This is a genomic window from Frigoribacterium sp. PvP032, assembly GCF_017833035.1.
Lineage (GTDB): Bacteria > Actinomycetota > Actinomycetes > Actinomycetales > Microbacteriaceae > Frigoribacterium.
On the sequence record NZ_JAFIBM010000001.1, the window covers coordinates 2,974,187 to 2,994,877 of the forward strand.

Sequence of the window (20,691 nt, forward strand, 5' to 3'; positions counted from 1 at the left end):
CTCGCTCAGATCGGGTCAGGCGAGGCGACCACGATCTACCGGCGCAGGCTGCCGGTGATGTGCCGCACGGCGTTCGGTCAGGAGGAAGACGACGAGCAGGACGACGCCGACGAGGACGAGGACGATGTTGCCGAGCTGGGCCAGTGAACCCACGCTGCTCTGCAGCGGGTAGGCGCCCTGCATGAAGACGCTCGGGTCGGTGCTCGCGTGCAGCAGTATCGGAGCGATGATCGTTCCGGTCACCCGCAGGGCGAGGTACATGCAGAGGCCGAAGAAGAACGTGTAGAGCATCTGCAGCACGGTGGGGACCAGCGCCTGACCGGTGAAGAGGTTGGTCGCGTGCAGCAGCGAGAACAACGCCGCGGAGACGAGCCCGACGGCGAGCTCGGAACGGCCGGCCGATCGCATGACGCGGACAACGTACCCACGAGTCAGCACTTCCTCCGAGAAGCCGATGACCAGTCCCGCCAGGAGCCACGCGGCGGCCCAGTCGAAGCCTGCAGCGTCGTAGTCGATGCTCGCGAAGCGCAGCACGTTGAAGAGCAGCACGACGGCGACGGCGATCCACATCCAGCCTCGGCCCGGGACGTCCTGCCGCGCGAAGAGGCCTCTCAGCCAGCCCAGGCTGGCACCGAAGCCGACCAGGATCAGGCTGCCGATCAGGACCGGGACGACGATGAGGACGAGGACGTAGCTGGCTGAGCCGGCGTCGCCGATGAACGGCACGAACGGGGCCATGAGGAGCGACGCGGGCTCATAGATGGCGAGGTAGCCGACGGCGAGGATCAACGCCTTCCACCATCGACCCTGCTCCCAGAACCGCGTCCACCCTGATCGTGCAGCAGCTTCTTCCATGATCCATCCCTTGGTTGAGGTTCAGTCAACCATCAGCTTCGGGGACGATTCAAGTTGATGTCGGGGGGGGCGAGGGGGGGGCGAGGCGAGGATCCGTCTCCGCGGTGCTCTCCTGCGTGCCGATCATGGTCGAACGGCGCAGGCACAGGCGCAGGCGCAGGCGCCCGACGGGGAGACACGGCCCAGAAGGGGTGCAGTGAGCGTCAGCGAAGGGGGGTGCCCCTGGAGGGACTCGAACCCCCAACCCTTTCCTTAGGACGGAACTGCTCTTCCATTGAGCTACAGAGGCTGACCGGGTGAGTCTACCGAACCCGCACCTCCTGCTGCCCGCCCCTCCTCGGGACGCCGGAGAACCTCGTTCCGTTCAAAGAACCGCGTTGCACAGTAGTTCTTTGAACGGAACGTGGTTCGCAAGGGCAACCCGGCAGCTACGGCGCACGGCTCACGCCGCGGCGAGGAACTCGTCCCACTCCGCCTGCGGCCGGTCGGTGCCGCGCACGACCCAGCCGACGCCGTGCGGCGCCTTCGGCTGCCAGCGCAGCGTCCAGCCCATCTCGGCCGGCGTCCGGTCGCTCTTGACGTTGTTGCAGCGGAGGCAGCACGCGACCAGGTTCTCCCAGCTGTCCGCGCCTCCTCGCGACCGCGGCTGCACGTGGTCGATCGTCGACGCCGACCGGCCGCAGTACGCGCAGTGGTGCGCGTCGCGGCGCAGCACCCCGCGGCGCGAGACGGGCACGGTGCGGCCGTGCGGGATGCGGACGTAGCGCGTCAGGACGATCACCGACGGGCGGTCGTAGGCGAACCCGGCGCCGAGCACGGGGTGGTCGGCGTCGGCCGAGACGACCGTCGCCTTCTGGGTCATGACGAGCACGAGGGCCCGACGGAACGACACGACGGCGAGGGGCTCGAAGCCGGCGTTGAGGACGAGAGTGCGCATGCTTTCCCTTTCGAAGCACCCTGGACGGCTTCCAGGGATTCGACTGCTCTCGGGGCAGCGGGGGCCAGCAGGCCGCCGGGACGAGAAAAGCACCGTCACGGATGACGGTGCTCTATCGAACGGCGGTGTGTCGTATGTGCTCGTGCGACAGCGCACCCATGGTGCGGGTGGCTGTCGTGCGGCTCATGTGACGCTCCTGGTCTCAGCGGAACTCCGAGATCGCCAGGTTAACCCGCGAGAGCCGCCCTGCCTAGGGGCGGGGCGGCTCTTCACTGCTCGTTCACTGCTGCCCGGCCGACAGCCGAGACGAGGAGGCGCGCAGCAGTCCCCTAGACGGCGTAGCGCACGTAGTGCACCGCGCTGGTCCAGAGCGGGCGCACGCTGACGAACCCGCCGGGCTTCGGCGCGTCGAGGATCATCCCGTTGCCGGCGTAGAAGCCGTCGTGCGAGCCGTCGTTGAACACGACGACGTCGCCGGGGCGAGCCTCGGCGGCCGAGATGGTCGTGCCCAGTGCGCCCTGCCGAGGGACCGAGTGCGGCAGCGAGACGCCGAACTTCGCGTAGACGTACATGATGAAGCCCGAGCAGTCGAAGCCCGCGGGCGTGGCGCCGCCGAAGACGTAGGGCGTGCCGACGTACTGCAGGGCGGCCTGGTAGACGGCTGCCTGGCCCGTCGAGCCGGACGACGCGATGGCCTCGGTGGCCATCGAGCGCGACGACGTGCCGACGGAGCCCGCGGTGCCGGCGGAGGCGGACGACGACGTGGCTGCGGCAGCTGCGGCGCTCGCACGGTCGGCCTCCTGCTGCGCGGCGAGGGCCGTGGCCGCCGCTGCGGCGTCGAGGGTGGCCTGCGACGTGGCCGACCAGTCGGCACGGGTGGCGTCGGCCCCCGTCGCTGCAGCGTCCACGGCGAGCGTCTGGCCACCGGCCACCCTGGCGTCCGTGGCGGCGGCGGCTGCTGCCTCGCTCGTGGCCGGCTCGTCCTGGTCGAGTGCGAAGGCGGGCAGCGCCACCGTGCCGAAGAGCCCGGCGGTGACGGTCATGACCGTCACGCTGACGACGCTGCGACGGACGGACAGGCGCGAACGGGCGGCGGGCACGGCGGCTGCGGTCGCCGAGGCGTGGTGCTCGGCGGCACGGCGAGCGATGAGCTCGGACCGCAGCACGCGACGTGCGGCGGGGGCAGCCGACGAGCCGCGACGCCCGGAGGCGGCACCTGCGGCAGCCGCCTCGGCACGACGGAGGGAGGCGCGGGTGGGGAACTCGCCGGAGTCGGCACGCTGGGCTGCGCTGCCGCCTCCTTCGGGGGGAAGAACGGGAGTGGTCAAGAGGTCGGGTCTCCTGCGTCTCGTCACCCTAGGGAGGTGCTCCGTCCGACGTCAGATCGCCTTCTCGCGGCAGGAGACGGATGCACGAGACGTCCTGCCACGGGCCCCACGGCCGGATTCCTGGCTCGGGGACCCTGCGACGTTACGTCATCCCTGCCGAGAAATCATCCTCGAGAGGGACATTCGTCACGAATTGGTAACATCCATTGCGTCAGCAGTGCGCAAGCCGTACGCGTCCTGGGAACGAGCCCTGCGAAGGAGGCGTCAGGCCGACACGTAGATGTGCTGCGCGACCTCGGTCGGCAGCTCGAGACCGTCGTCGTGCCCCTCGACGCGCACGAGCACGTAGGCGCCTGCGGAGGTGATCGTCGCGACGCCGCCGGGGAGGACCCCCGCGTCCTGCAGCTGCTGGAGCAGCTCGGGCTCGAACTGCACGGGCTCGGCGAGACGCCGCACCGGACGGGTCACGCCCTCGGGGTTCTCGGCGAGCACCTGCACCAGGTTGACGACGCCGTCGAGGAACCGGCCGGCGGGAGAGTCGCCCAGCTCGTCGAGCCCGGGGATCGGGTTGCCGTAGGGCGACTCGGTCGGGTGGTCGAGCATCTCGAGCAGACGGCGCTCGACCTGCTCGCTCATCACGTGCTCCCACCGGCAGGCCTCGTCGTGCACGTAGGCCCAGTCGAGCCCGATCACGTCGGCGAGGAGGCGCTCGGCCAGGCGGTGCTTGCGCATGACGTGGGTCGCCTTCGAGCGGCCGTCGTGCGTGAGCTCGAGGTGGCGGTCGCCGGAGACGACGACGAGCCCGTCGCGCTCCATGCGCGCGATCGTCTGCGACACCGTCGGGCCGGAGTGCCCGAGTCGCTCGGAGATGCGGGCCCGCAGGGGCACGATGTTCTCTTCTTCGAGATCGAGGATCGTGCGCAGGTACATCTCAGTGGTGTCGACGAGATCGGTCAACAGGGGCCTCCCGGTGGAACGCGTGGACTACCTCGCCAGCCTACCGGCTGCTCGGGGACGCCCGTGCCGCGTCACTAGGATCGTGCCATGGCGGACCTCTCGATTCCCACTGACCTCCTCCCCCGCGACGGGCGCTTCGGCTGCGGCCCGTCCAAGATCCGGGGAGCACAGCTCGAGCACCTCGTCACCTCGGGCGCGACGATCCTCGGCACCTCGCACCGCCAGCCGCCCGTCAAACAGCTCGTCGGGCGCGTCCGCGCCGACCTGACCGAGCTCTTCCGCCTGCCCGACGGCTACGAGGTCGTGCTCGGCAACGGCGGCTCCACGGCCTTCTGGGACGCGGCCGCGTTCGGCCTCGTCGAGAAGCGCGCCGAGAACCTGTCCTTCGGGGAGTTCGGCTCGAAGTTCGCCAAGGCCGTCGCCGCCCCCTGGCTCGAGGCCCCCGTCGTCCGCACCGCAGAAGGCGGCTCGCGCAGCGAGATCGAGGTCGTCGAGGGCGTCGACGTCTACGCCTGGCCGCACAACGAGACCTCGACCGGCGTCATGGCACCGGTCGCACGCGTGGCCGGCGACCCTGGGGCCCTCACCGTCGTCGACGCCACGAGCGCCGCGGGCGGCATCGACTTCGACGCCTCGCAGGCCGACGTCTACTACTTCGCGCCGCAGAAGAACTTCGCCTCCGACGGCGGTCTCTGGTTCGCCCTCATGTCGCCGGCGGCGATCGAGCGGATCGAGCGGATCGCCGCGAGCGGCCGGTACATCCCCGAGTTCCTCAGCCTCAAGAACGCCGTCGACAACTCGCGGCTCGACCAGACGCTGAACACCCCTGCCCTCACGACGCTCCTGCTGCTCGAGGACCAGACCCGCTGGATGCTCGACAACGGCGGCCTCTCCTGGGCCGACGCCCGCACGCGCGAGTCGTCGTCGGCGCTCTACGACTGGGCCACCGCCTCCGAGTACGCCACGCCCTTCGTCGTCGACCCGACGCACCGCTCGCAGGTCGTCGCCACGATCGACTTCGCCGAGTCGATCGACGCCGCCGCGATCGCCGCGACCCTCCGCGCCAACGGCATCGTCGACACGGAGCCGTACCGCAAGCTCGGCCGCAACCAGCTGCGGGTCGCGACCTTCACGGCCATCGAGCCCGACGACGTGCGCCAGCTGATCCGCTCGATCGAGCACGTGGTCGGCGCCCTCTAGGCACCGCCCCCGGGCAAGGCAGAGGCCCCGACACCAGCAGGTGTCGGGGCCTCTCCCGTGGCCTTCGGACCAGACGTCAGGGCCGAGCCGAGGAGGCGCGGGCCAGGCCGGTCAGGTCAGCGGCGTCGACGAGGCAGCGGGTCCTCGTCCTCGCCGTCCCAGTCGTCGCCGTGCGAGTCGTCGTCGGCGTCCGCCTCCGGGTCCGCGGCGGGCACGACGGGTTCGTCGGTGTCGCCCTCGTCCTCGTCTTCGTCGGAGTCGTCCTCGTCGTCGTCCAGGTCGTCGATGTCGACACCGTCGACATCGCCGCCGTGGACCGGCCGGGGGCCGTCGTCCTCGTCGGTGTCGTCGTCCTCGGTGTCGTCGTCGTCGTCCGAGTCGTCGTCCTCGTCCTCGGAGTCCTCGTCGTCGGGGTCCTCGTCGTCCTCGGAGTCCTCGTCGTCGGGGTCCGCGTCGCCCGCCTCCTGCGCCTGCATCTCGGCGAGGCGATCGGCCCACGGCACCCAGTCGGGCGCGATCAGGGAGTGGTCGCCGGGCAGCAGCTCCACCTCGAGGACGGTGGGCTCGGAGCCCTCGACCTGGGCGACGCTGACGGTCCAGAACCAGCCGGGGTAGCCGGGCAGCAGGGTCGCGAAGCGGACGGAGACGACCCCGTCGACCTCGTCGACCGGCGGCGCCTCGGCGCCGATGGTCTCGTCCGGGGTGATCTCGAGCAGGGCGGTGCGGGCCAGCCCGGCGAAGGGCGACGTACGGGGCCCCTCGGTCGCGGCGACCTCAGGCGTGACGGCGGCGCCGGTCGTCGAGTCGGCGGCGGGCATCGAGTCGGCGTCAGGCATCGAGTCGGCGTCAGGCATCGAACTGGTCCGCGACGGTGCGCAGGAGCACGGCGAGCTTGGCGCCGTTCTGCGGGTAGCGGCCGTGGCGCAGGTCGCCGCCGGCCTGGTCGAGCACCTTGACGAGGTCCTCGACGATGACGGCCATGTCGTCGGCGCTGCGTCGGCTGCGCTTCACGAGGCTCGGCGCGGCCTCGAGGACGCGCACGGACAGCGCCTGGGCGCCCCGCTTGCCGTCGGCGATGCCGTACTCGAGGCGGGTGCCGGCCTTGACGCCGACGGTGCCGGCGGGCAGCGCCGACGCGTGCAGGAAGACCTCCTGGCCGTCATCGCTGCTGATGAAGCCGAAGCCCTTCTCGTCGTCGTAGAACTTGACCTTGCCGGTGGGCACGATGTGACTCCTCGTGGGTGGGGTGTGCGACCTGAGCTCAGGCCGCGAGGTGCGGGACCGCCCTGCCCGGCGGTCAGCCACTATCCTGTGGAGGTGGCAGACAAGAGCGAGCAGAACGCACCTCAGGGCGTCCATCGTACTGAACGCGTGCTGATCGTCATGATGATCACGATCGTCGGGCTCTCGATCGCGGCGTTCGTCGCGCGACTCGCGGGCCAGGTCGTCGGCGTCGACGACTACTCGGGCGGGGTGTGGCCGATGGTCACGATCCTCCCGCTCATCGGGCTGCCGCTCGCGATCCTGCTGATCATCGCGTCGGTGGTGGTCGGGATCGTCCGGCGCGGCAGGGCGAGTCGCGACACCACACGGTAGACGCAGCACGGCGCTGCTCACCACCAGGAGGCCATGCCCATGTCCAGTGCACTCGACCTCGCGGGCGTGCTCCGCTCCTCCGCGCCCGACGACCTCGTCCGGCTGCTGTCCTCACGGCTGCTCCGCGCCTCCTCGGTGAACGACGCCTTCGACCTCGCCGACACCCTGCTCGACCCCTCGTCGGTGCGCGACGCGCTGACCCACCTCGACCGCACCGAGCTGCTCGTGCTGCACGCCGCCCGCACGCCGGGCGACCTCGACGCCCTCGTCGGGCGAGTCGACGCCGTCTTCGACATCGGCCGTGGCGCCGTCGCCGTCGCCGTCGACCACCTCGTCGAGCTGTTCCTCGTCGTGCGCCAGGGCGAGGGGGCGGCCGCGAGCGTCAGCACCCTCGACGGCGTGGGCGACCGCCTCGACGACGACCCTGCCCTCTCGCCCGACAGGCTGGGCGCTGAGCACCCTCCCGTGGTGCTCGAGGCCGTGGCCGACGTCGACCGCGACGCCACCGACGCCCGCTCGGCCGAGCGGCTGTACGCCGTCGTGATCGAGGTCGCCGAGATCCTCCGGGCGCTCGACAGCTCCCCGGCCCGCGAGCTGGCCAAGGGCGGGCTCGCCCTGCCCGAGGTGCGACGCCTGGCCGAGGCCGCCCGTCTCGACGTCGACGACGTCCCGACCGTCGTGGCCATCGCCTCCCGCGCCGGCCTCGCCGCCGCCGGCCCCGACGGCGTCGCCAGCACGCAGGAGGCGGCGGCCTGGCTCGCCTCCTCGTGGCCCGACCGCTGGGAGTCGCTGACCCGCGCGTGGCTGGCCTCGCTGCCCGCCGAGATCCTCGCGGTGCTGCACGAGCGCGTCGAGACCTCGTGGGGCGAGCCGCTCTCCGAGTACGCCCGCTGGGCCTACCCGGCCGGCGACGCCTGGATCCCCGAGCGGCTCGCGGTCTTCGCCAGGGCAGCAGAGCTGCTGGGGCTGACGAGCGGCCAGGCGCCGACGCGGGCGGCGATCTCGCTGCTGCGCGAGGGCCCTGAGGCGGCGAGGGCCCGCGTGGCCGACCTGCTGCCCGACGCCATCGAGCAGGTCTACCTGCAGCACGACCTCACCGTGGTCGCCCCCGGCCCGCTGGCCCCGGGGCTGGACGCCCGCCTCCGCGTCATCGCCGACGTCGAGAGCGCCGGGCTCGCCGCCACCTACCGCATCACCGAGGGCGGCATCCAGCGCGCGCTCACCGCCGGCGAGACGGCCGACAGCCTGCGGTCGTTCCTCGAGGGCATCAGCCTGACCGGCGTCCCGCAGCCGCTCGACTACCTCCTCCAGCAGTCGGCCGAGCGCCACGGCCGGTACCGGGTCGAGCGCGTGGTGGGCAGCGCCGACCTGCCGGCCGGAGCGGTCACGGTCGTCAGCTCCGACGAGCGGGCGAGCGTCGACACGCTCGAGGTCGACCACGCCCTGGCGCCGCTGGCGCTGCAGCGGGTCGACGCGCAGCGCGTCGCGACGACCTTCGACCGCGACACCGTCTTCTGGGCGCTGAGCGACGAGCGCTACCCCGTCGTCGTGGTCGACGACGGCGGCGAGGCGACTCCCCCGGCGCGACGGCGCCTGCACCGTCCCACGCCCGTCCCGCCGCGAGACGCCGTGCGCGACATGGTCGAGCGGCTCTCGGCCGGCAGCGAGGCCAGCAGCGAGACGACCGACCGGGCCTGGATCACGCGCCAGCTCGACGCCGCGGTCAAGGGCCGCCTGACGGTCACCATCGCGATCGCGATGCCGGACGGCAGCACGAGCCACCTCCTGATGGAGCCGACCGGGGTCGGCGGCGGTCGCGTGCGCGGCCGCGACAAGAAGTCCGACGTCGAGCGGACGCTGCCGCTGTCGCACGTCGTGTCGGTGTCGAGCTCGGACTGACGACCAGGGGCCGCCCCCAGGCAGCGCGCCTAGACTCGACCCTCATGACCGGCCCCCTGATCGTGCAGAGCGACCGCACCGTCCTGCTCGAGGTGGCGCACCCTCAGGCTGAGGACGCGCGCCACGACCTGAGCGTGTTCGCCGAGCTCGAGCGAGCCCCCGAGCACGTGCACACGTACCGCATCACGCGCCTCGGCCTCTGGAACGCGCGCGCCGCGGGCCACACCGCCGACGACATGCTCGGCACGCTCGAGAAGTACAGCAAGTTCCCCGTGCCGCAGAGCGTCACGGTCGACGTGGCCGAGACGGTCGCGCGCTACGGCCGCATCGTGATCGAGCGCGACGGCGACACGCTCGTGCTGCGCGGCACCGACGACGCGGTGCTCCGCGAGGTCACGCGCGTCAAGAAGATCGGCGAGCTGCTCGGAGTCCGCCGCAGCGACACGGTGTGGGAGCTGCTGCCCTGGGCGCGCGGCGAGATCAAGCAGCAGCTGGTCAAGCTCGGCTGGCCCGCAGAGGACCACGCCGGCTACACGCCCGGCACCCCGCACGCGATCGAGCTCGACCAGACCGACTGGCAGCTGCGCGGCTACCAGCAGCAGGCGATCGACGAGTTCTTCTCGGGCGGCTCGGGCGTCGTGGTGCTGCCCTGCGGCGCCGGCAAGACCCTCGTGGGCGCCGGGGCGATGGCCGCCGCCGGCACGACCACCCTCATCCTCGTCACGAACACGGTCAGCGCACGGCAGTGGCGCGACGAGCTCCTCAAGCGCACCTCCCTGACGGAGGACGAGATCGGTGAGTACTCCGGCTCCGTGAAGGAGGTCAAGCCGGTGACGATCGCGACCTACCAGATCCTCACCGCGCGCCGTGCGGGCAAGTACACGCACCTCTCGCTGCTGGACGCCCTCGACTGGGGCCTCGTCGTCTACGACGAGGTGCACCTCCTGCCGGCCCCGGTCTTCAAGCTGACGGCCGAGCTGCAGGCGCGCCGCCGCCTCGGCCTCACCGCGACCCTCGTGCGCGAGGACGGCCGTGAGGGCGACGTGTTCAGCCTGATCGGCCCCAAGCGCTTCGACGCCCCCTGGAAGGAGATCGAGGCGCAGGGCTACATCTCGCCCGCGAGCTGCTTCGAGGTCCGCGTCGACCTGCCCCAGCAGGATCGGCTCGAGTACGCGGCCGCCCCCGACGACGAGCGCTACCGCCTCGCCGCCACCGCACCCGCCAAGCTCGACGTGGTCAAGCACCTGGTCGCACGGCACGAGGGCGAGCAGATCCTCGTGATCGGCCAGTACCTCGACCAGCTCGACCAGCTCGCCGAGGTGCTCGACGCCCCGACGCTGACGGGCGCGACGCCGATCGACGAGCGCGAGCGCCTGTTCCAGGCCTTCCGCACCGGCGAGATCAAGGTGCTGGTCGTCTCGAAGGTGGCCAACTTCTCGGTCGACCTGCCGGAGGCGACGGTCGCGGTCCAGGTCAGCGGCTCGTTCGGCTCACGGCAAGAAGAGGCGCAGCGGCTCGGACGTCTGCTGCGGCCGAAGAAGTCGGGCCTGCCCGCGTCGTTCTACACGCTCGTGAGCCGCGACACGGTCGACCAGGACTTCGCGCAGAACCGCCAGCGGTTCCTCGCCGAGCAGGGCTACAGCTACACGATCCTCGACTCCCCGGTGCTGGCCGCGTGAGCGGGTCCGACCTGGGGCCCGGCGACGTCCCCCTCGGCGACGACGAGCTCTGGCGCGACGGCCTGCGCCGCGTGTTCCTGGCCGACCAGTCGCCGTGGGCGGCCTTCGGGCCGTTGGTCGCCTCCCTCGACCACGAAGCCGTCGAGTACACGGGACAGCGCTCGCGCACCGCTCCGTGGGACGACACGGTCGTGGTCTCGGTCGAGCGCACCTACGAGGTGCAGGGCGGGCTGCACGCCGGCGCCAGCCTGAGCGTCGTCACCTGGACGCGTGACCCCGAGGTCCTCGAGCGCAGCGACCTGCTCGCGGGCTCCCCCGTCGTCGACCACCTCTACGCCGGCCTCAGCGCGCTCGGCGAGCTGGACGACGCCGAGGAGGCGCGGGTCGTCACCGCGCCGGTCGAGCGGTTCCCGGGATGGGAGATCGCCCGCGCCTCCGGCTACACGGCCGTGCTCGAGCAGCGCGACGGCGTCGCCTTCACGCTGGCCGTGCCGGACGAGCTGCTCGAGCTCACGACGCGCATCGCTCTCGTGCCCAACACCGAGTGGGGCGACCCGGTCCACTGACGGCCTTCTGACGGGCCACTGACGGGTCGCTGACGGGTCACTGACGGCCTGCACGCTGCTGGCGTGCGGCGCACGTACTCACGACTCACAGGGAACACCGAGGGCGCGGACAGATACTGGGGCCATGAGCGACGGCCCCAAGATTCTCATCGTCGATGACGAGCCCAACATCCGCGACCTGCTGACCACCAGCCTCCGGTTCGCCGGCTTCGCCGTGCGTGCGGTCGGCAACGGCGCGCAGGCGATCTCGGCGGTGCTCGAAGAAGAACCCGACCTGATCATCCTCGACGTGATGCTGCCCGACATGAACGGGTTCGGCGTGACCAAGCGCCTCCGGTCGTCGGGCTACACGTCGCCGATCCTCTTCCTCACGGCGAAGGACGACACGGAGGACAAGATCACCGGCCTCACCGTCGGCGGCGACGACTACGTGACCAAGCCCTTCAGCCTCGACGAGATCGTCGCCCGCATCAAGGCGATCCTGCGACGCACCATGAACGAGGACGAGGACGCGATCATCCGCGCCGGCGAGCTCACCATGGACCAGGACACCCACGAGGTGACGATCGGCGAGACGGCGATCGAGCTCAGCCCGACCGAGTTCAAGCTGCTCCGCTACCTGATGCTCAACCCGAACCGCGTGCTGTCGAAGGCCCAGATCCTCGACCACGTGTGGGAGTACGACTTCAACGGCGACGCCGGCATCGTCGAGAGCTACATCTCGTACCTGCGCCGCAAGCTCGACCAGTTCTCGGCCGAGCCGATCATCCAGACGAAGCGCGGCTTCGGCTACATGCTCAAGGCCGCCAAGGCCTGACGCGGAACGACCACCGGTGGCGCCGGGGGGCCTCGGCTCCCAGGCGCCACCGGTATCTTCGCTTCTCATGCACGAACGCCTGTCGCAGTGGTGGAACGAGATCTCCATCCGCACCAAGATCACCGGGATCACGGTCACCTTGGTGACCCTCGGCCTGCTGGTGGCGGGTCTCGGCACCATGACGGTCCTCAGCACGTACCTCTACGGCCAGGTCGACCTGTCGCTCAAGTCGGCGGCCGAGAGCTTCACGGCCGCGTCGCCCAGCGCGACGAACGCCCAGTCGTGCACCGTGACCTTCGGCGCGACGAGCAGCAGCTTCGTCGCCCTCTTCCGTGAGGACGGCACGCGGATCTGCGACAACGCCGACGAGCTGCAGGGCGGCACGGGGCCCGACCTCTCGGCCGTCGACCTGCCGAAGGCGGGCAGCACCGCCGAGCCGATGAGCGTGTACAACTCCGACCACGACCAACAGTGGCGCATCTACGCCTTCGACAAGACGCTGACGCAGCGCGACCAGACGACCGGCGTCGTCGAGCAGATCGACGCCACGATCGTCACCGGCACCAACCTGGCCAGCACCAACGCCGTCATCGGGCGCTTCAGCGGCATCTTCCTGGGTTTCGGCGTCTCGGTCATCGTGCTCGGCGCCGCCCTCACCCGCCTGCTCGTGACGTCGACCTTCTCCCCGCTGCGCGACGTGGAGGCCACCGCGGCCCGCTTCGCCGACGGCGACTTCAGCCAGCGACTCGACTCGACGACGCCCAACACCGAGGTCGGCAGGCTGAACCGCTCGCTCAACACGATGCTCAGCCGCATCGACTCGGCCTTCGACGACCGTTCGCGCACCATCGACCAGATGCGGCGATTCGTCGGCGATGCCAGCCACGAGCTCCGCACCCCGCTCGTCAGCCTCCGCGGCTACGCCGAGCTCTACCGGATGGGCGCCCTGACGAAGCCGGAGGACGTCGCCCAGGCGATGGACCGCATCGAGAAGGAGGCGATCCGGATGGGCGTCCTCGTCCAGGACCTGCTCGCCCTGGCACGTCTCGACGAGTCCAAGCCCCTCGAGCTCGGCCCGGTCGACCTGGTCGCCATCGCCCGCGACTCCGCCCTCGACACGATGGCGTCCAACCCGGACCGGGACATCGCGGTGGTCGTGCACGACCCGGTCGTCAACGCGGACGCCGACGAGGTGACGGTCGCCGTCCCGCCCGCCTCGCCGGACGACGCCGCGGCCGTGCAGGCCGGATCGACGGGAGCGATCTCGTTCGCCGGAGCGACCCTCGCGCGCCTCCGTGGGCTCAGGGCTCGCGCGGTTCGAGCGGGCGAGACCGTGGGCGACGAGCAGTCGGGCGACCCGGCAGGTCACGGCCCGCAGGCGCCGGCCGTGGTGCTCGGCGAAGAGAACAAACTGCGTCAGGTCATCACCAACCTGATGGGCAACGCGATGCGCTTCACCGAGCACGACAGCCCGATCGAGCTCGCGGTGCAGTCCGACCCCGGCCGTGGGGTCGCGACGATCGACATCGTCGACCACGGCGAGGGCATCCCGCCCCAGATCCGGGAGAAGATCTTCCAGCGCTTCTGGCGAGCAGACTCGTCACGGACCCGCGACACCGGCGGCTCGGGCCTCGGCCTGGCGATCGTCTCCGGAATCGTGTCGGCGCACGGCGGCAGCGTGGACGTCTTCGACACCCCAGGAGGCGGTGCTACCTTCCGTGTCGCCCTGCCGCTCTTCCCGGACGTCGGCGGCGCCGGGGTCGCTGCGGGCGCTGGTGCTGGCGCCGAGCAGGCGCCCGCGACGCCCGCCTCCTAGTACCCCAGGCTCTCCACCCGTGATCCGAGAGTGATCTGCGTCGCCGAGGCCGCAGTGCCCAGTCGCCGAGGCGCGCGCCGCCCGGATCACTCTCGCCTTGCGACCCCAGGCCCCTGAGAAGGTGCGGCGCAGCCGCGGCCCCTCCCCGCTCACGCGCCCCACCCGTAATTCGCGCGCGACCCGCCCTTCGGGCGCCGCGCCTCCTGGACGGAGACCGAGTCCGCACGCGGATCACTCTCGAATTACGGGGTCTGCGCACATGCCGACCGGCGAGCCTCCTGTAGCGGAGAATCCGGGTACAGCAGGGCCCACGCGCACGCAGCGGTCGGGTTCTGCTGCGCGCCGCACGAACGTGCGGCCCGCGGCACCGCGCAAGCCGACCTGCGCGCACGCAACAACGGATTTTCCCGCTGTTGCGAGGCGTGAAGACACCGCGTGGTCGGCATTTGCGGAAGAACACCCACGCGCACGCGCGTGGGAACGCCGAAGGGCGGCTCCCCCGGAGGAGAGCCGCCCTTGCGGTGTGACGGTGCAGCAGCGCAGCAGTACAGCAGCGCTGCAGGCGCGGACTAGAAGTCCATGCCGCCCGAGGGGTCGCCGGCCGGGGCCGGGTTGCGCTCGGGCTTGTCGGCGACGACGGCCTCGGTGGTCAGGAACAGACCAGCGATGGAGGCGGCGTTCTGCAGGGCAGAGCGGGTCACCTTGGCCGGGTCGATGATGCCCGCGGCGATCATGTCGACGTACTCGCCGGTCGCGGCGTTGAGGCCGTGTCCGACGGGCAGGCTGCGGACCTTGTCGGCGACGACGCCGGGCTCCATGCCCGCGTTGAAGGCGATCTGCTTCAGCGGAGCGTCGATCGCGACGCGCACGATGTTCGCGCCGGTCGCCTCGTCGCCCTCGAGGTGCAGCTCGGCGAGAGCTGTCTTGCCGGCCTGGATGAGGGCGACGCCACCACCGGCGACGATGCCCTCCTCGACGGCTGCCTTCGCGTTGCGGACGGCGTCCTCGATGCGGTGCTTGCGCTCCTTGAGCTCGACCTCCGTGGCCGCGCCGGCCTTGATGACGGCGACGCCGCCGGCCAGCTTGGCGAGGCGCTCCTGGAGCTTCTCGCGGTCGTAGTCGCTGTCGGTCGCCTCGATCTCCGAGCGGATCTGACGGACGCGGCCCGCGATCTGCTCGGGGTCGCCGGCGCCCTCGACGATGGTCGTCTCGTCCTTCGTGATGACGACCTTGCGGGCACGACCGAGCAGGTCGAGCGTCGCGTTCTCGAGCTTGAGGCCGACCTCTTCTGCGATGACCTGGCCACCGGTGAGGATGGCGATGTCCTGCAGCTGGGCCTTGCGGCGGTCGCCGAAGCCGGGGGCCTTGACGGCGACCGACTTGAAGATGCCGCGGATCTTGTTGACGACCAGGGTCGCCAGCGCCTCGCCGTCGACGTCCTCGGCGATGATGAGCAGCTGCTTGCCGCTCTGGATCACCTTGTCGACGACGGGGAGGAGGTCCTTGATGTTCGAGATCTTCGAGTTGACGATGAGCACGTAGGCGTCCTCGAAGACGGCTTCCTGGCGCTCGGGGTCGGTCACGAAGTACTGCGACAGGTAGCCCTTGTCGAAGCGCATGCCCTCGGTCAGCTCGAGCTCGGTGCCGAAGGTGTTCGACTCCTCGACGGTGACGACGCCCTCCTTGCCGACCTTGTCGATGGCCTCGGCGATGAGCGCGCCGATGGTGGGGTCGGCGGCGGAGATCGAGGCGGTGGCCGCGATCTGCTCCTTGGTCTCGATGTCCTTCGCGTCGGCGAGGAGCTGGGCCGAGACGGCCGCGGCGGCCTTCTCGATGCCGCGCTTCAGCGAGATGGGGTCGGCGCCTGCGGCGACGTTGCGGAGGCCCTCACGGACGAGCGCCTGGGCGAGCACGGTGGCGGTGGTGGTGCCGTCGCCGGCGACGTCGTCGGTCTTCTTGGCGACCTCCTTGACGAGCTCGGCACCGATCTTCTCGAACGGGTCGTCGAGCTCGATCTCCTTGGCGATGGAGACGCCGTCGTTCGTGATGGTGGGGGCGCCCCACTTCTTCTCGAGCACGACGTTGCGGCCGCGCGGGCCGAGCGTGACCTTCACCGCGTCGGCCAGGATGTTCAGGCCGCGCTCGAGGCCACGACGGGCCTCTTCGTCAAAAGCAATGATCTTAGCCATGTGTTTCCTCGTCCCTCCCGGACGTCATGAAGCAGAAGCATTGGCACTCACCAACGGCGAGTGCCAGGGACGATTCTGGCACTCTCACCTATGGAGTGCAAGTGAGCCTGCACCTCACGACGCCGGTCGGGGGTCAGGCCAGGCGGACGCTCTCCGCCTGCGGGCCCTTGTCGCCCGTGCCGACCTCGAAGACGACCGCCTGGCCCTCCTCGAGGACCTTGTAGCCGTTCATGTCGATGGCCGAGTAGTGCACGAAGACGTCCTGCCCGCCCTCCGTCACGGTGATGAAGCCGTAGCCCTTCTCCGCGTTGAACCACTTGACGGTGCCCTGTGCCATGGTGCTGCTCCCCTTGCTGTTCGCTGCACGCGGCGGTCGTGCCGCGCGCAGGGGTCGTGCCGGTGCCGACCAGGACCAGATGCTAGCCAGGGCAGGCAGGCCCGCAGAAGCCCTCGGCGCGGGGTTAACCCGTCAGAAGTGACGAATTCACACGTTCCGCAACGGGGCGGCAACACGTCCGCAACGGGACGGCAACGGGGAGGTGCCCCTCAGGACGCGTAGTCCGCCCCGAGCACCACCGTGACCGACGAGTCGGGGAACGCGTCGCTCAGCTCGACGGCGGTCGTCCCGAGGTCGCGCGCCACGCCCAGGGCGACGGCCTCGTCGGCCTCGTCGGCGTAGTAGACGATCGTCGTCGTCACGGTGCCGTCGGCGTTGCCCTGCCCGGCGACGGTCCAGCCGGTCTCGGCGAGGGCGAGCGACGCGCGGCCCGCGAGCCCGCTGGTGGTCGTGCCGTTGAGGACCGTGATGGTCGTGACGTCCGGGTCGACGGAGTCCGGGTCCGCGGGGGCGACGGTCTCCGCGGGAGTCGTCGGGGCGGCCGTGTCGTCGGTCGCGGCGTCGCCGGCGTCGTCGCCCGAGCCGTCGGACGGCGTGCCGGAGCCCGCCTCGGACGTCGCGTCCGACGTCGGCGAGACGAACTGGAAGCTGTCGTTGGCGACGCCGAGGTAGACGACGCCCGAGCCGACGAGGACGCCGACCGCGAGGGCGCACCACGCGAAGACGACCCAGCCGCGGCCTCGGCGCGCCTCGGCGCGGTGGGCCCCGACCCTGTCCAGGTCAGCGGGCACCTCGTCGAATCGGTCGCGGGGGTGTTTCGCCATGGTGTGGTGTCGGTCTTCCGTGTGGGTCAGCGGTCGGTCGGCCCGAACGAGCGGGCGGCCCTGGCCCGTGAGCGCTCGTCGCGCAGTCGCAGGAGCCTCCCCACGAGCATGGGCGAGTAGGCCAGTGCAGCAGGTCTGTCCAGCAGGGAGCCGAGCATCTGCTGGTAGCGCGCGGTGGTGAGGCCGAGCTCGCGCCGCACCGCCGCCTCCTTCTGTCCGGGCGAGGCGGGGGCGCGCTGCTCGAAGTCGAGCAGGGCGCGGTCGCGCTCGGACAGCGCGCTCGTGCGCACGTCTCCGCTGCCGGTGCCCTCGTCGCCCACTGCCCTGCCCCTCTCGGTCCCGGTCAGCTTAGGGGCGGGCGACGGAGCAGCCGGGGAGGCGCGGGGCGGTTCGCCGGGTCGGCCCGCGTCGCCAGCAGGTCGTCAGCAGGTCGTCAGCAGGTCGTCAGCCGGTCGTCCACAGACGGGTGCCGTGGGCGTCGCCCACCGCGAGCGCGCGCCCGTCGAGGGCGAGCACCGCGAACGCCTCGTCGCCCGGGACGCCGTCGGGCACGACGACGGGCACGTCGTGCAGCAGGCCGCGCCGCTCGTACGAGATCCACCGGGCGCCGAGACCCCGCACGGTGTCGACGAACTCCTGCCGCCGACGGCCGGGCAGGTAGACGAGGGTGCCGGTCGAGACGACGACGAGCGTCGCGTCGCGGGGCGCCTCGGCCGCGAGCCGCGCGAGATCGTCGACGGCGTCGCCCCGTTCGACCCGAGGAGGCGCGCCCCGGGCCACCGAGACCGCCTGCGCCAGCAGCGCGGCCCGGTCCGTCGCCCCGGGCGGCAGCAGCGCGTCGAGCCAGCCCACGTCCGCGGCCGAGCGCACGTCGAGCGGGTCGAGGTCGAGGCCGGCGCGCCAGACGACCTCGGGCAGCCGCACCTCGCTGAGGTCGCCGTGCACGGCGACCTCGAGCTGCACCGGGCTGTCGGCATCGCCCCAACGGACCTCGCCGGCACGGTGCCCGTAGCGGTCCGGCAGCAGGCCGAGGCCGGCCGAGGCGCCGACCTCGAGCAGCGCGACCGGGCCGTCGACCCGGGCGAGCGCGAGCGACACCGGGCTGGTCCGCCGCACGTCGTTGGTCTGGGTCAGCCGCCGCCCGAGCTCGTCGACGAACCGGTCGGGGTGGTCGAGCAGCCAGCGCCGCAGCTCGGGCCAGGGGCCGAGGGGCGCACCCAGCCACCTCGCGACCGCGAGCACGAGCGCGGGCTGGCGCCGCGCCTCCTCGGCTCGCTCGACCAGCGCGAGCACCTCGGCGTCGGCGGCGATCGCCCCGGCGGCCGCCGACCAGAGCGGGGAGCCGTCGAGCAGGACGGCGTCCGCGTAGGCGGCGAAGCGGTCGGCGAGCGTCGGGGGCTGGGGCACCGGCCGAGTCTCGCACCCCCGTGAGGCAGGACATGTCAGCCGGCCCTGTGAGCCAGCACCGAGGAGGCGGTCGCCCGGAATGAGCGTCGGCGGCACGGTGTTCAATGGAGAGTCCCCGACGAGCAGGCTGAGACGCCTGCGAGTCCCCCCTGACGCAGAGGAGTGCACGATGGCGAACGAGCCCGTGTCGTACCAGGTCGAGAAGTCCGACGAAGAGTGGCGTCGTGAGCTCGACCCCGAGGCCTACCAGGTGCTGCGCCAGGCGGCCACCGAGCGCCCGTGGACGGGCGAGCTGCTCGACGAGAGCCGTGCCGGCACGTACGCCTGCGCTGCCTGCGGCGCCGAGCTCTTCAAGAGCGGCACCAAGTTCGACAGCGGCTGCGGCTGGCCGAGCTTCTACGAGTCGGTCGACCCGAAGGCCGTGCAGCTGATCGACGACAACTCGCTCGGCATGGTCCGCACCGAGGTCCGGTGCGCGAACTGCGGGTCGCACCTCGGCCACGTGTTCCCCGACGGCTTCGGCACCCCGACCGGCGACCGGTACTGCATGAACTCGATCTCGCTCGACTTCAAGGCCGAGGGCTCCGCGACCGACGACCAGGCCCAGGCCTGATGGGCGCCGTCGCCGACGCTGCCCGCCGGCGACGGTCCCGCTCGAAGGTCACCGACGACGCCCCCTCGCACGAACAGCTGCTCGAGCTGGTGCAGGCGGCCGCGACCGTGGCCGACCACTCGTCGCTGCGACCCTGGCGCCTGATCGAGCTGCGGGGCGACGACCGGCTGCTGATCGGCCGCGGACTCGCGGAGGCGAGCGGCGCCGACGGCAAGTCGGCCGACAAGCTCGAGCAGAAGTCGCTCAGGGCACCGCTCGTCGTCGCCGTCGTCCTCTCGCCGGTCGAGAGCCGCAAGGTGCCCGAGTGGGAACAGGAGAGCGTCGCCTCGGGCGTCGCCCACCTGCTGTCGCTCGTGCTCGACGACGAGGGCTGGGGCGTCTTCTGGCGCACCGGCACCGACACCCGGCACCAGGCGGTGCACCGGGCCCACGGGCTGGCGCCGCACGAGAAGCTGCTCGGCTGGCTCTACGTCGGCGGACGCACCGAGCGCGACGAGAAGCCCCGCAAGCTGCTCGAGCCCGGCCGCTTCGTCAGCGCACCGGGCTCGGGATCAGTCTCGGCCTAGGCCGGGCCGCCCGCTGCTACCAAGACTTGCGGCTCTGCCCCACGACGGTGATCGGCAGCCAGAACGAGCCGGTCATCAGCACGATGCCCGCGAAGAAGACGAAGGCGTTGGGCTCGTCCTGCCCGAACGAGTACGCGAAGAGCGCGAAGCTCGCGAGCAGCAGGATGATCGAGCCGATGGCGGTCAGGACGTTGGTCATGGGAGCTCCTCGTGGTCGGTGCCCGGGGCGAGCGGGCGCGACCGCACGGGTCGCTGCAGCTCCTACTTCACCACTTCCCCCGGGTCAGCGCCAATCCTGCGTGACGTGCAGCCCGGCAACGCGCCCGTCGCACCGCCGACGTGCGGTCGGTAGGATGGTCGAGCCCGCCGCCTTGGCGCAGTCCGGTAGCGCAGTGCTCTTGTAAAGCGAAGGTCGTCGGTTCGAATCCGACAGGCGGCTCCCCCGGCCCCGTCCCGCCCCTCGGCGAGGCGGGGCCTTCTCCGTCCTGCTCAGCCCCGGCCCTCGAGGTCGAGCAGCATCGACCGGAGCCCCGCGGTCACCGCGGCGACGGCCACGGGGTCGAGCGACGTGGTCATCGCCGCCTCGGCCGCGAGCTGGACGTCGAGCACCTCGTGCAGCAGCTCGCGCCCCCTCGTCGTCGGCGAGACGAAGTAGCCGCGGGCGTCCGCCGGGTTGTCCGAGCGCTCGACCAGGCCAGCGGCCGTCAGCCCCTTGAGACGCTTCGTCACCGCAGGAGGCGACAGCAGCGTCTGCTCCGCCAGCCGCCCCGGCGAGGTGGGCACGTCGGTGCGCACCAGCGCGGCGAGCAGGTCGAAGTCGGCGCGGCCGATGCCGTGGTCGCCCAGCAGCTCGTCGCTGCGGCGCTGGATGATGCGCGCGAGCCGGGTGATGCGCCCCACGACGAGGACGGGCGACACGTCGAGGTCGGGCCGCAGCCGGCTCCACTGGTCGTGGACGAGGTCGAGGGCGTCGGTCACGGCGCGCGGCTCGTCGTCGTCGTGGGTCGGATCAGTCACGGGTGCATCCTACTTTGATTCACGGGTAAACTACTTTCCGTGCGCGATCCGGTCGCGCCGATCGCCACGCCCCCGATCACCCGCAGCC

22 protein-coding genes and 2 tRNA genes are annotated in these 20,691 nt (G+C 71.5%); 10 read left to right on the forward strand and 14 right to left on the reverse strand.

Translation table 11 applies throughout. The features are described 5' to 3' along the window. Positions 1–15: 15 nt before the first annotated feature. From JOE35_RS13670 to JOE35_RS13690, 5 genes are all read right to left on the reverse strand, one after another. Positions 16–855: a CPBP family intramembrane glutamic endopeptidase gene (locus JOE35_RS13670; RefSeq protein ID WP_209561515.1), complete on the reverse strand. Its 840-nt coding sequence runs from the start codon at positions 853–855 to the stop codon at positions 16–18. 217 nt (positions 856–1,072) lie between these two features. Continuing rightward, positions 1,073–1,144: transfer RNA gene (locus tag JOE35_RS13675), tRNA-Arg, on the reverse strand. A 153-nt stretch (positions 1,145–1,297) separates the two neighbouring features. Then, complete coding sequence (locus JOE35_RS13680; RefSeq protein WP_209561516.1) at positions 1,298–1,792, reverse strand: HNH endonuclease; 495 nt, start codon at positions 1,790–1,792, stop codon at positions 1,298–1,300. A 329-nt stretch (positions 1,793–2,121) separates the two neighbouring features. Beyond that, on the reverse strand, positions 2,122–3,120 hold the full coding sequence (locus tag JOE35_RS13685; protein WP_209561517.1) for a C40 family peptidase: 999 nt from the start codon (positions 3,118–3,120) through the stop codon (positions 2,122–2,124). Between the two features lie 264 nt (positions 3,121–3,384). Further along, the gene (locus JOE35_RS13690) at positions 3,385–4,077 is read right to left on the reverse strand and encodes a metal-dependent transcriptional regulator (protein ID WP_209561518.1); all 693 of its coding nucleotides are present in this window, start codon (positions 4,075–4,077) and stop codon (positions 3,385–3,387) included. Positions 4,078–4,164: 87 nt separating this feature from the next. On the opposite strand from JOE35_RS13690, the gene serC reads away from it, so the two are divergent. Next, positions 4,165–5,277, forward strand: a complete 1,113-nt coding sequence (gene serC, locus JOE35_RS13695; protein WP_209561519.1) for a phosphoserine transaminase — start codon at positions 4,165–4,167, stop codon at positions 5,275–5,277. 116 nt (positions 5,278–5,393) lie between these two features. On the opposite strand, the gene JOE35_RS13700 is transcribed toward serC, so the two are convergent. After that, positions 5,394–6,131, reverse strand: coding sequence for a DUF3027 domain-containing protein (locus JOE35_RS13700; protein WP_209561520.1), 738 nt, complete (start codon positions 6,129–6,131; stop codon positions 5,394–5,396). Continuing rightward, positions 6,124–6,501: a cold-shock protein gene (locus JOE35_RS13705; protein WP_123547905.1), complete on the reverse strand. Its 378-nt coding sequence runs from the start codon at positions 6,499–6,501 to the stop codon at positions 6,124–6,126. Before JOE35_RS13705 ends, JOE35_RS13700 begins: the two co-directional genes overlap by 8 nt. A 93-nt stretch (positions 6,502–6,594) precedes the next feature. Between JOE35_RS13705 and JOE35_RS13710 the strand changes: the two genes are divergently transcribed. From JOE35_RS13710 to JOE35_RS13735, 6 genes are all read left to right on the forward strand, one after another. Beyond that, positions 6,595–6,873, forward strand: a complete 279-nt coding sequence (locus JOE35_RS13710; protein WP_209561521.1) for a hypothetical protein — start codon at positions 6,595–6,597, stop codon at positions 6,871–6,873. A 39-nt stretch (positions 6,874–6,912) separates the two neighbouring features. Next, the gene (locus tag JOE35_RS13715; RefSeq protein WP_209561522.1) at positions 6,913–8,772 is read left to right on the forward strand and encodes a helicase-associated domain-containing protein; all 1,860 of its coding nucleotides are present in this window, start codon (positions 6,913–6,915) and stop codon (positions 8,770–8,772) included. 44 nt (positions 8,773–8,816) lie between these two features. Next, entirely contained in the window at positions 8,817–10,451 is a 1,635-nt protein-coding gene (locus tag JOE35_RS13720; protein ID WP_209561523.1) for a DNA repair helicase XPB, read from the forward strand. Then, on the forward strand, positions 10,448–11,017 hold the full coding sequence (locus tag JOE35_RS13725; protein ID WP_209561524.1) for a hypothetical protein: 570 nt from the start codon (positions 10,448–10,450) through the stop codon (positions 11,015–11,017). Before JOE35_RS13720 ends, JOE35_RS13725 begins: the two co-directional genes overlap by 4 nt. Positions 11,018–11,141: 124 nt before the next feature. After that, positions 11,142–11,834, forward strand: coding sequence for a response regulator transcription factor (locus JOE35_RS13730; RefSeq protein WP_123355366.1), 693 nt, complete (start codon positions 11,142–11,144; stop codon positions 11,832–11,834). Positions 11,835–11,901: 67 nt separating this feature from the next. Then, a complete protein-coding gene (locus JOE35_RS13735) occupies positions 11,902–13,650 on the forward strand; it encodes a HAMP domain-containing sensor histidine kinase (RefSeq protein ID WP_209561525.1) in 1,749 nt (582 codons plus the stop codon). Positions 13,651–14,219: 569 nt separating this feature from the next. Here JOE35_RS13735 and groL read toward each other — a convergent pair. The 5 genes from groL to JOE35_RS13760 all read right to left on the reverse strand — a co-directional run bounded on the left by groL (position 14,220) and on the right by JOE35_RS13760 (position 18,407). Further along, entirely contained in the window at positions 14,220–15,839 is a 1,620-nt protein-coding gene (groL, locus tag JOE35_RS13740; RefSeq protein ID WP_192040916.1) for a chaperonin GroEL, read from the reverse strand. A gap of 133 nt (positions 15,840–15,972) precedes the next feature. Continuing rightward, positions 15,973–16,176, reverse strand: coding sequence for a cold-shock protein (locus JOE35_RS13745; protein ID WP_192040915.1), 204 nt, complete (start codon positions 16,174–16,176; stop codon positions 15,973–15,975). A gap of 209 nt (positions 16,177–16,385) precedes the next feature. Continuing rightward, positions 16,386–17,000, reverse strand: coding sequence for a LytR C-terminal domain-containing protein (locus JOE35_RS13750; RefSeq protein WP_209561526.1), 615 nt, complete (start codon positions 16,998–17,000; stop codon positions 16,386–16,388). A 26-nt stretch (positions 17,001–17,026) separates the two neighbouring features. Continuing rightward, positions 17,027–17,320 (reverse strand): DUF3263 domain-containing protein, encoded by a 294-nt coding sequence (locus JOE35_RS13755; protein WP_307803098.1) that lies wholly within the window; start codon positions 17,318–17,320, stop codon positions 17,027–17,029. A 124-nt stretch (positions 17,321–17,444) separates the two neighbouring features. Then, the gene (locus JOE35_RS13760) at positions 17,445–18,407 is read right to left on the reverse strand and encodes a DUF2332 domain-containing protein (protein ID WP_209561527.1); all 963 of its coding nucleotides are present in this window, start codon (positions 18,405–18,407) and stop codon (positions 17,445–17,447) included. A gap of 184 nt (positions 18,408–18,591) precedes the next feature. On the opposite strand from JOE35_RS13760, the gene msrB reads away from it, so the two are divergent. Both msrB and JOE35_RS13770 read left to right on the forward strand, forming a co-directional pair. Beyond that, on the forward strand, positions 18,592–19,020 hold the full coding sequence (msrB, locus tag JOE35_RS13765; protein WP_209562091.1) for a peptide-methionine (R)-S-oxide reductase MsrB: 429 nt from the start codon (positions 18,592–18,594) through the stop codon (positions 19,018–19,020). Beyond that, on the forward strand, positions 19,020–19,586 hold the full coding sequence (locus tag JOE35_RS13770; protein WP_209561528.1) for a nitroreductase family protein: 567 nt from the start codon (positions 19,020–19,022) through the stop codon (positions 19,584–19,586). Before msrB ends, JOE35_RS13770 begins: the two co-directional genes overlap by 1 nt. Positions 19,587–19,602: 16 nt before the next feature. On the opposite strand, the gene JOE35_RS13775 is transcribed toward JOE35_RS13770, so the two are convergent. Then, positions 19,603–19,785: a hypothetical protein gene (locus tag JOE35_RS13775; RefSeq protein ID WP_123547894.1), complete on the reverse strand. Its 183-nt coding sequence runs from the start codon at positions 19,783–19,785 to the stop codon at positions 19,603–19,605. A gap of 166 nt (positions 19,786–19,951) precedes the next feature. Here JOE35_RS13775 and JOE35_RS13780 point away from each other — a divergent pair. Next, a tRNA-Thr gene (locus JOE35_RS13780) sits at positions 19,952–20,025 on the forward strand. A 50-nt stretch (positions 20,026–20,075) separates the two neighbouring features. Here the strand turns inward: JOE35_RS13780 and JOE35_RS15705 are convergent. Then, positions 20,076–20,603 (reverse strand): MarR family winged helix-turn-helix transcriptional regulator, encoded by a 528-nt coding sequence (locus JOE35_RS15705; protein WP_209561529.1) that lies wholly within the window; start codon positions 20,601–20,603, stop codon positions 20,076–20,078. Between the last annotated feature and the right edge of the window lie 88 nt (positions 20,604–20,691).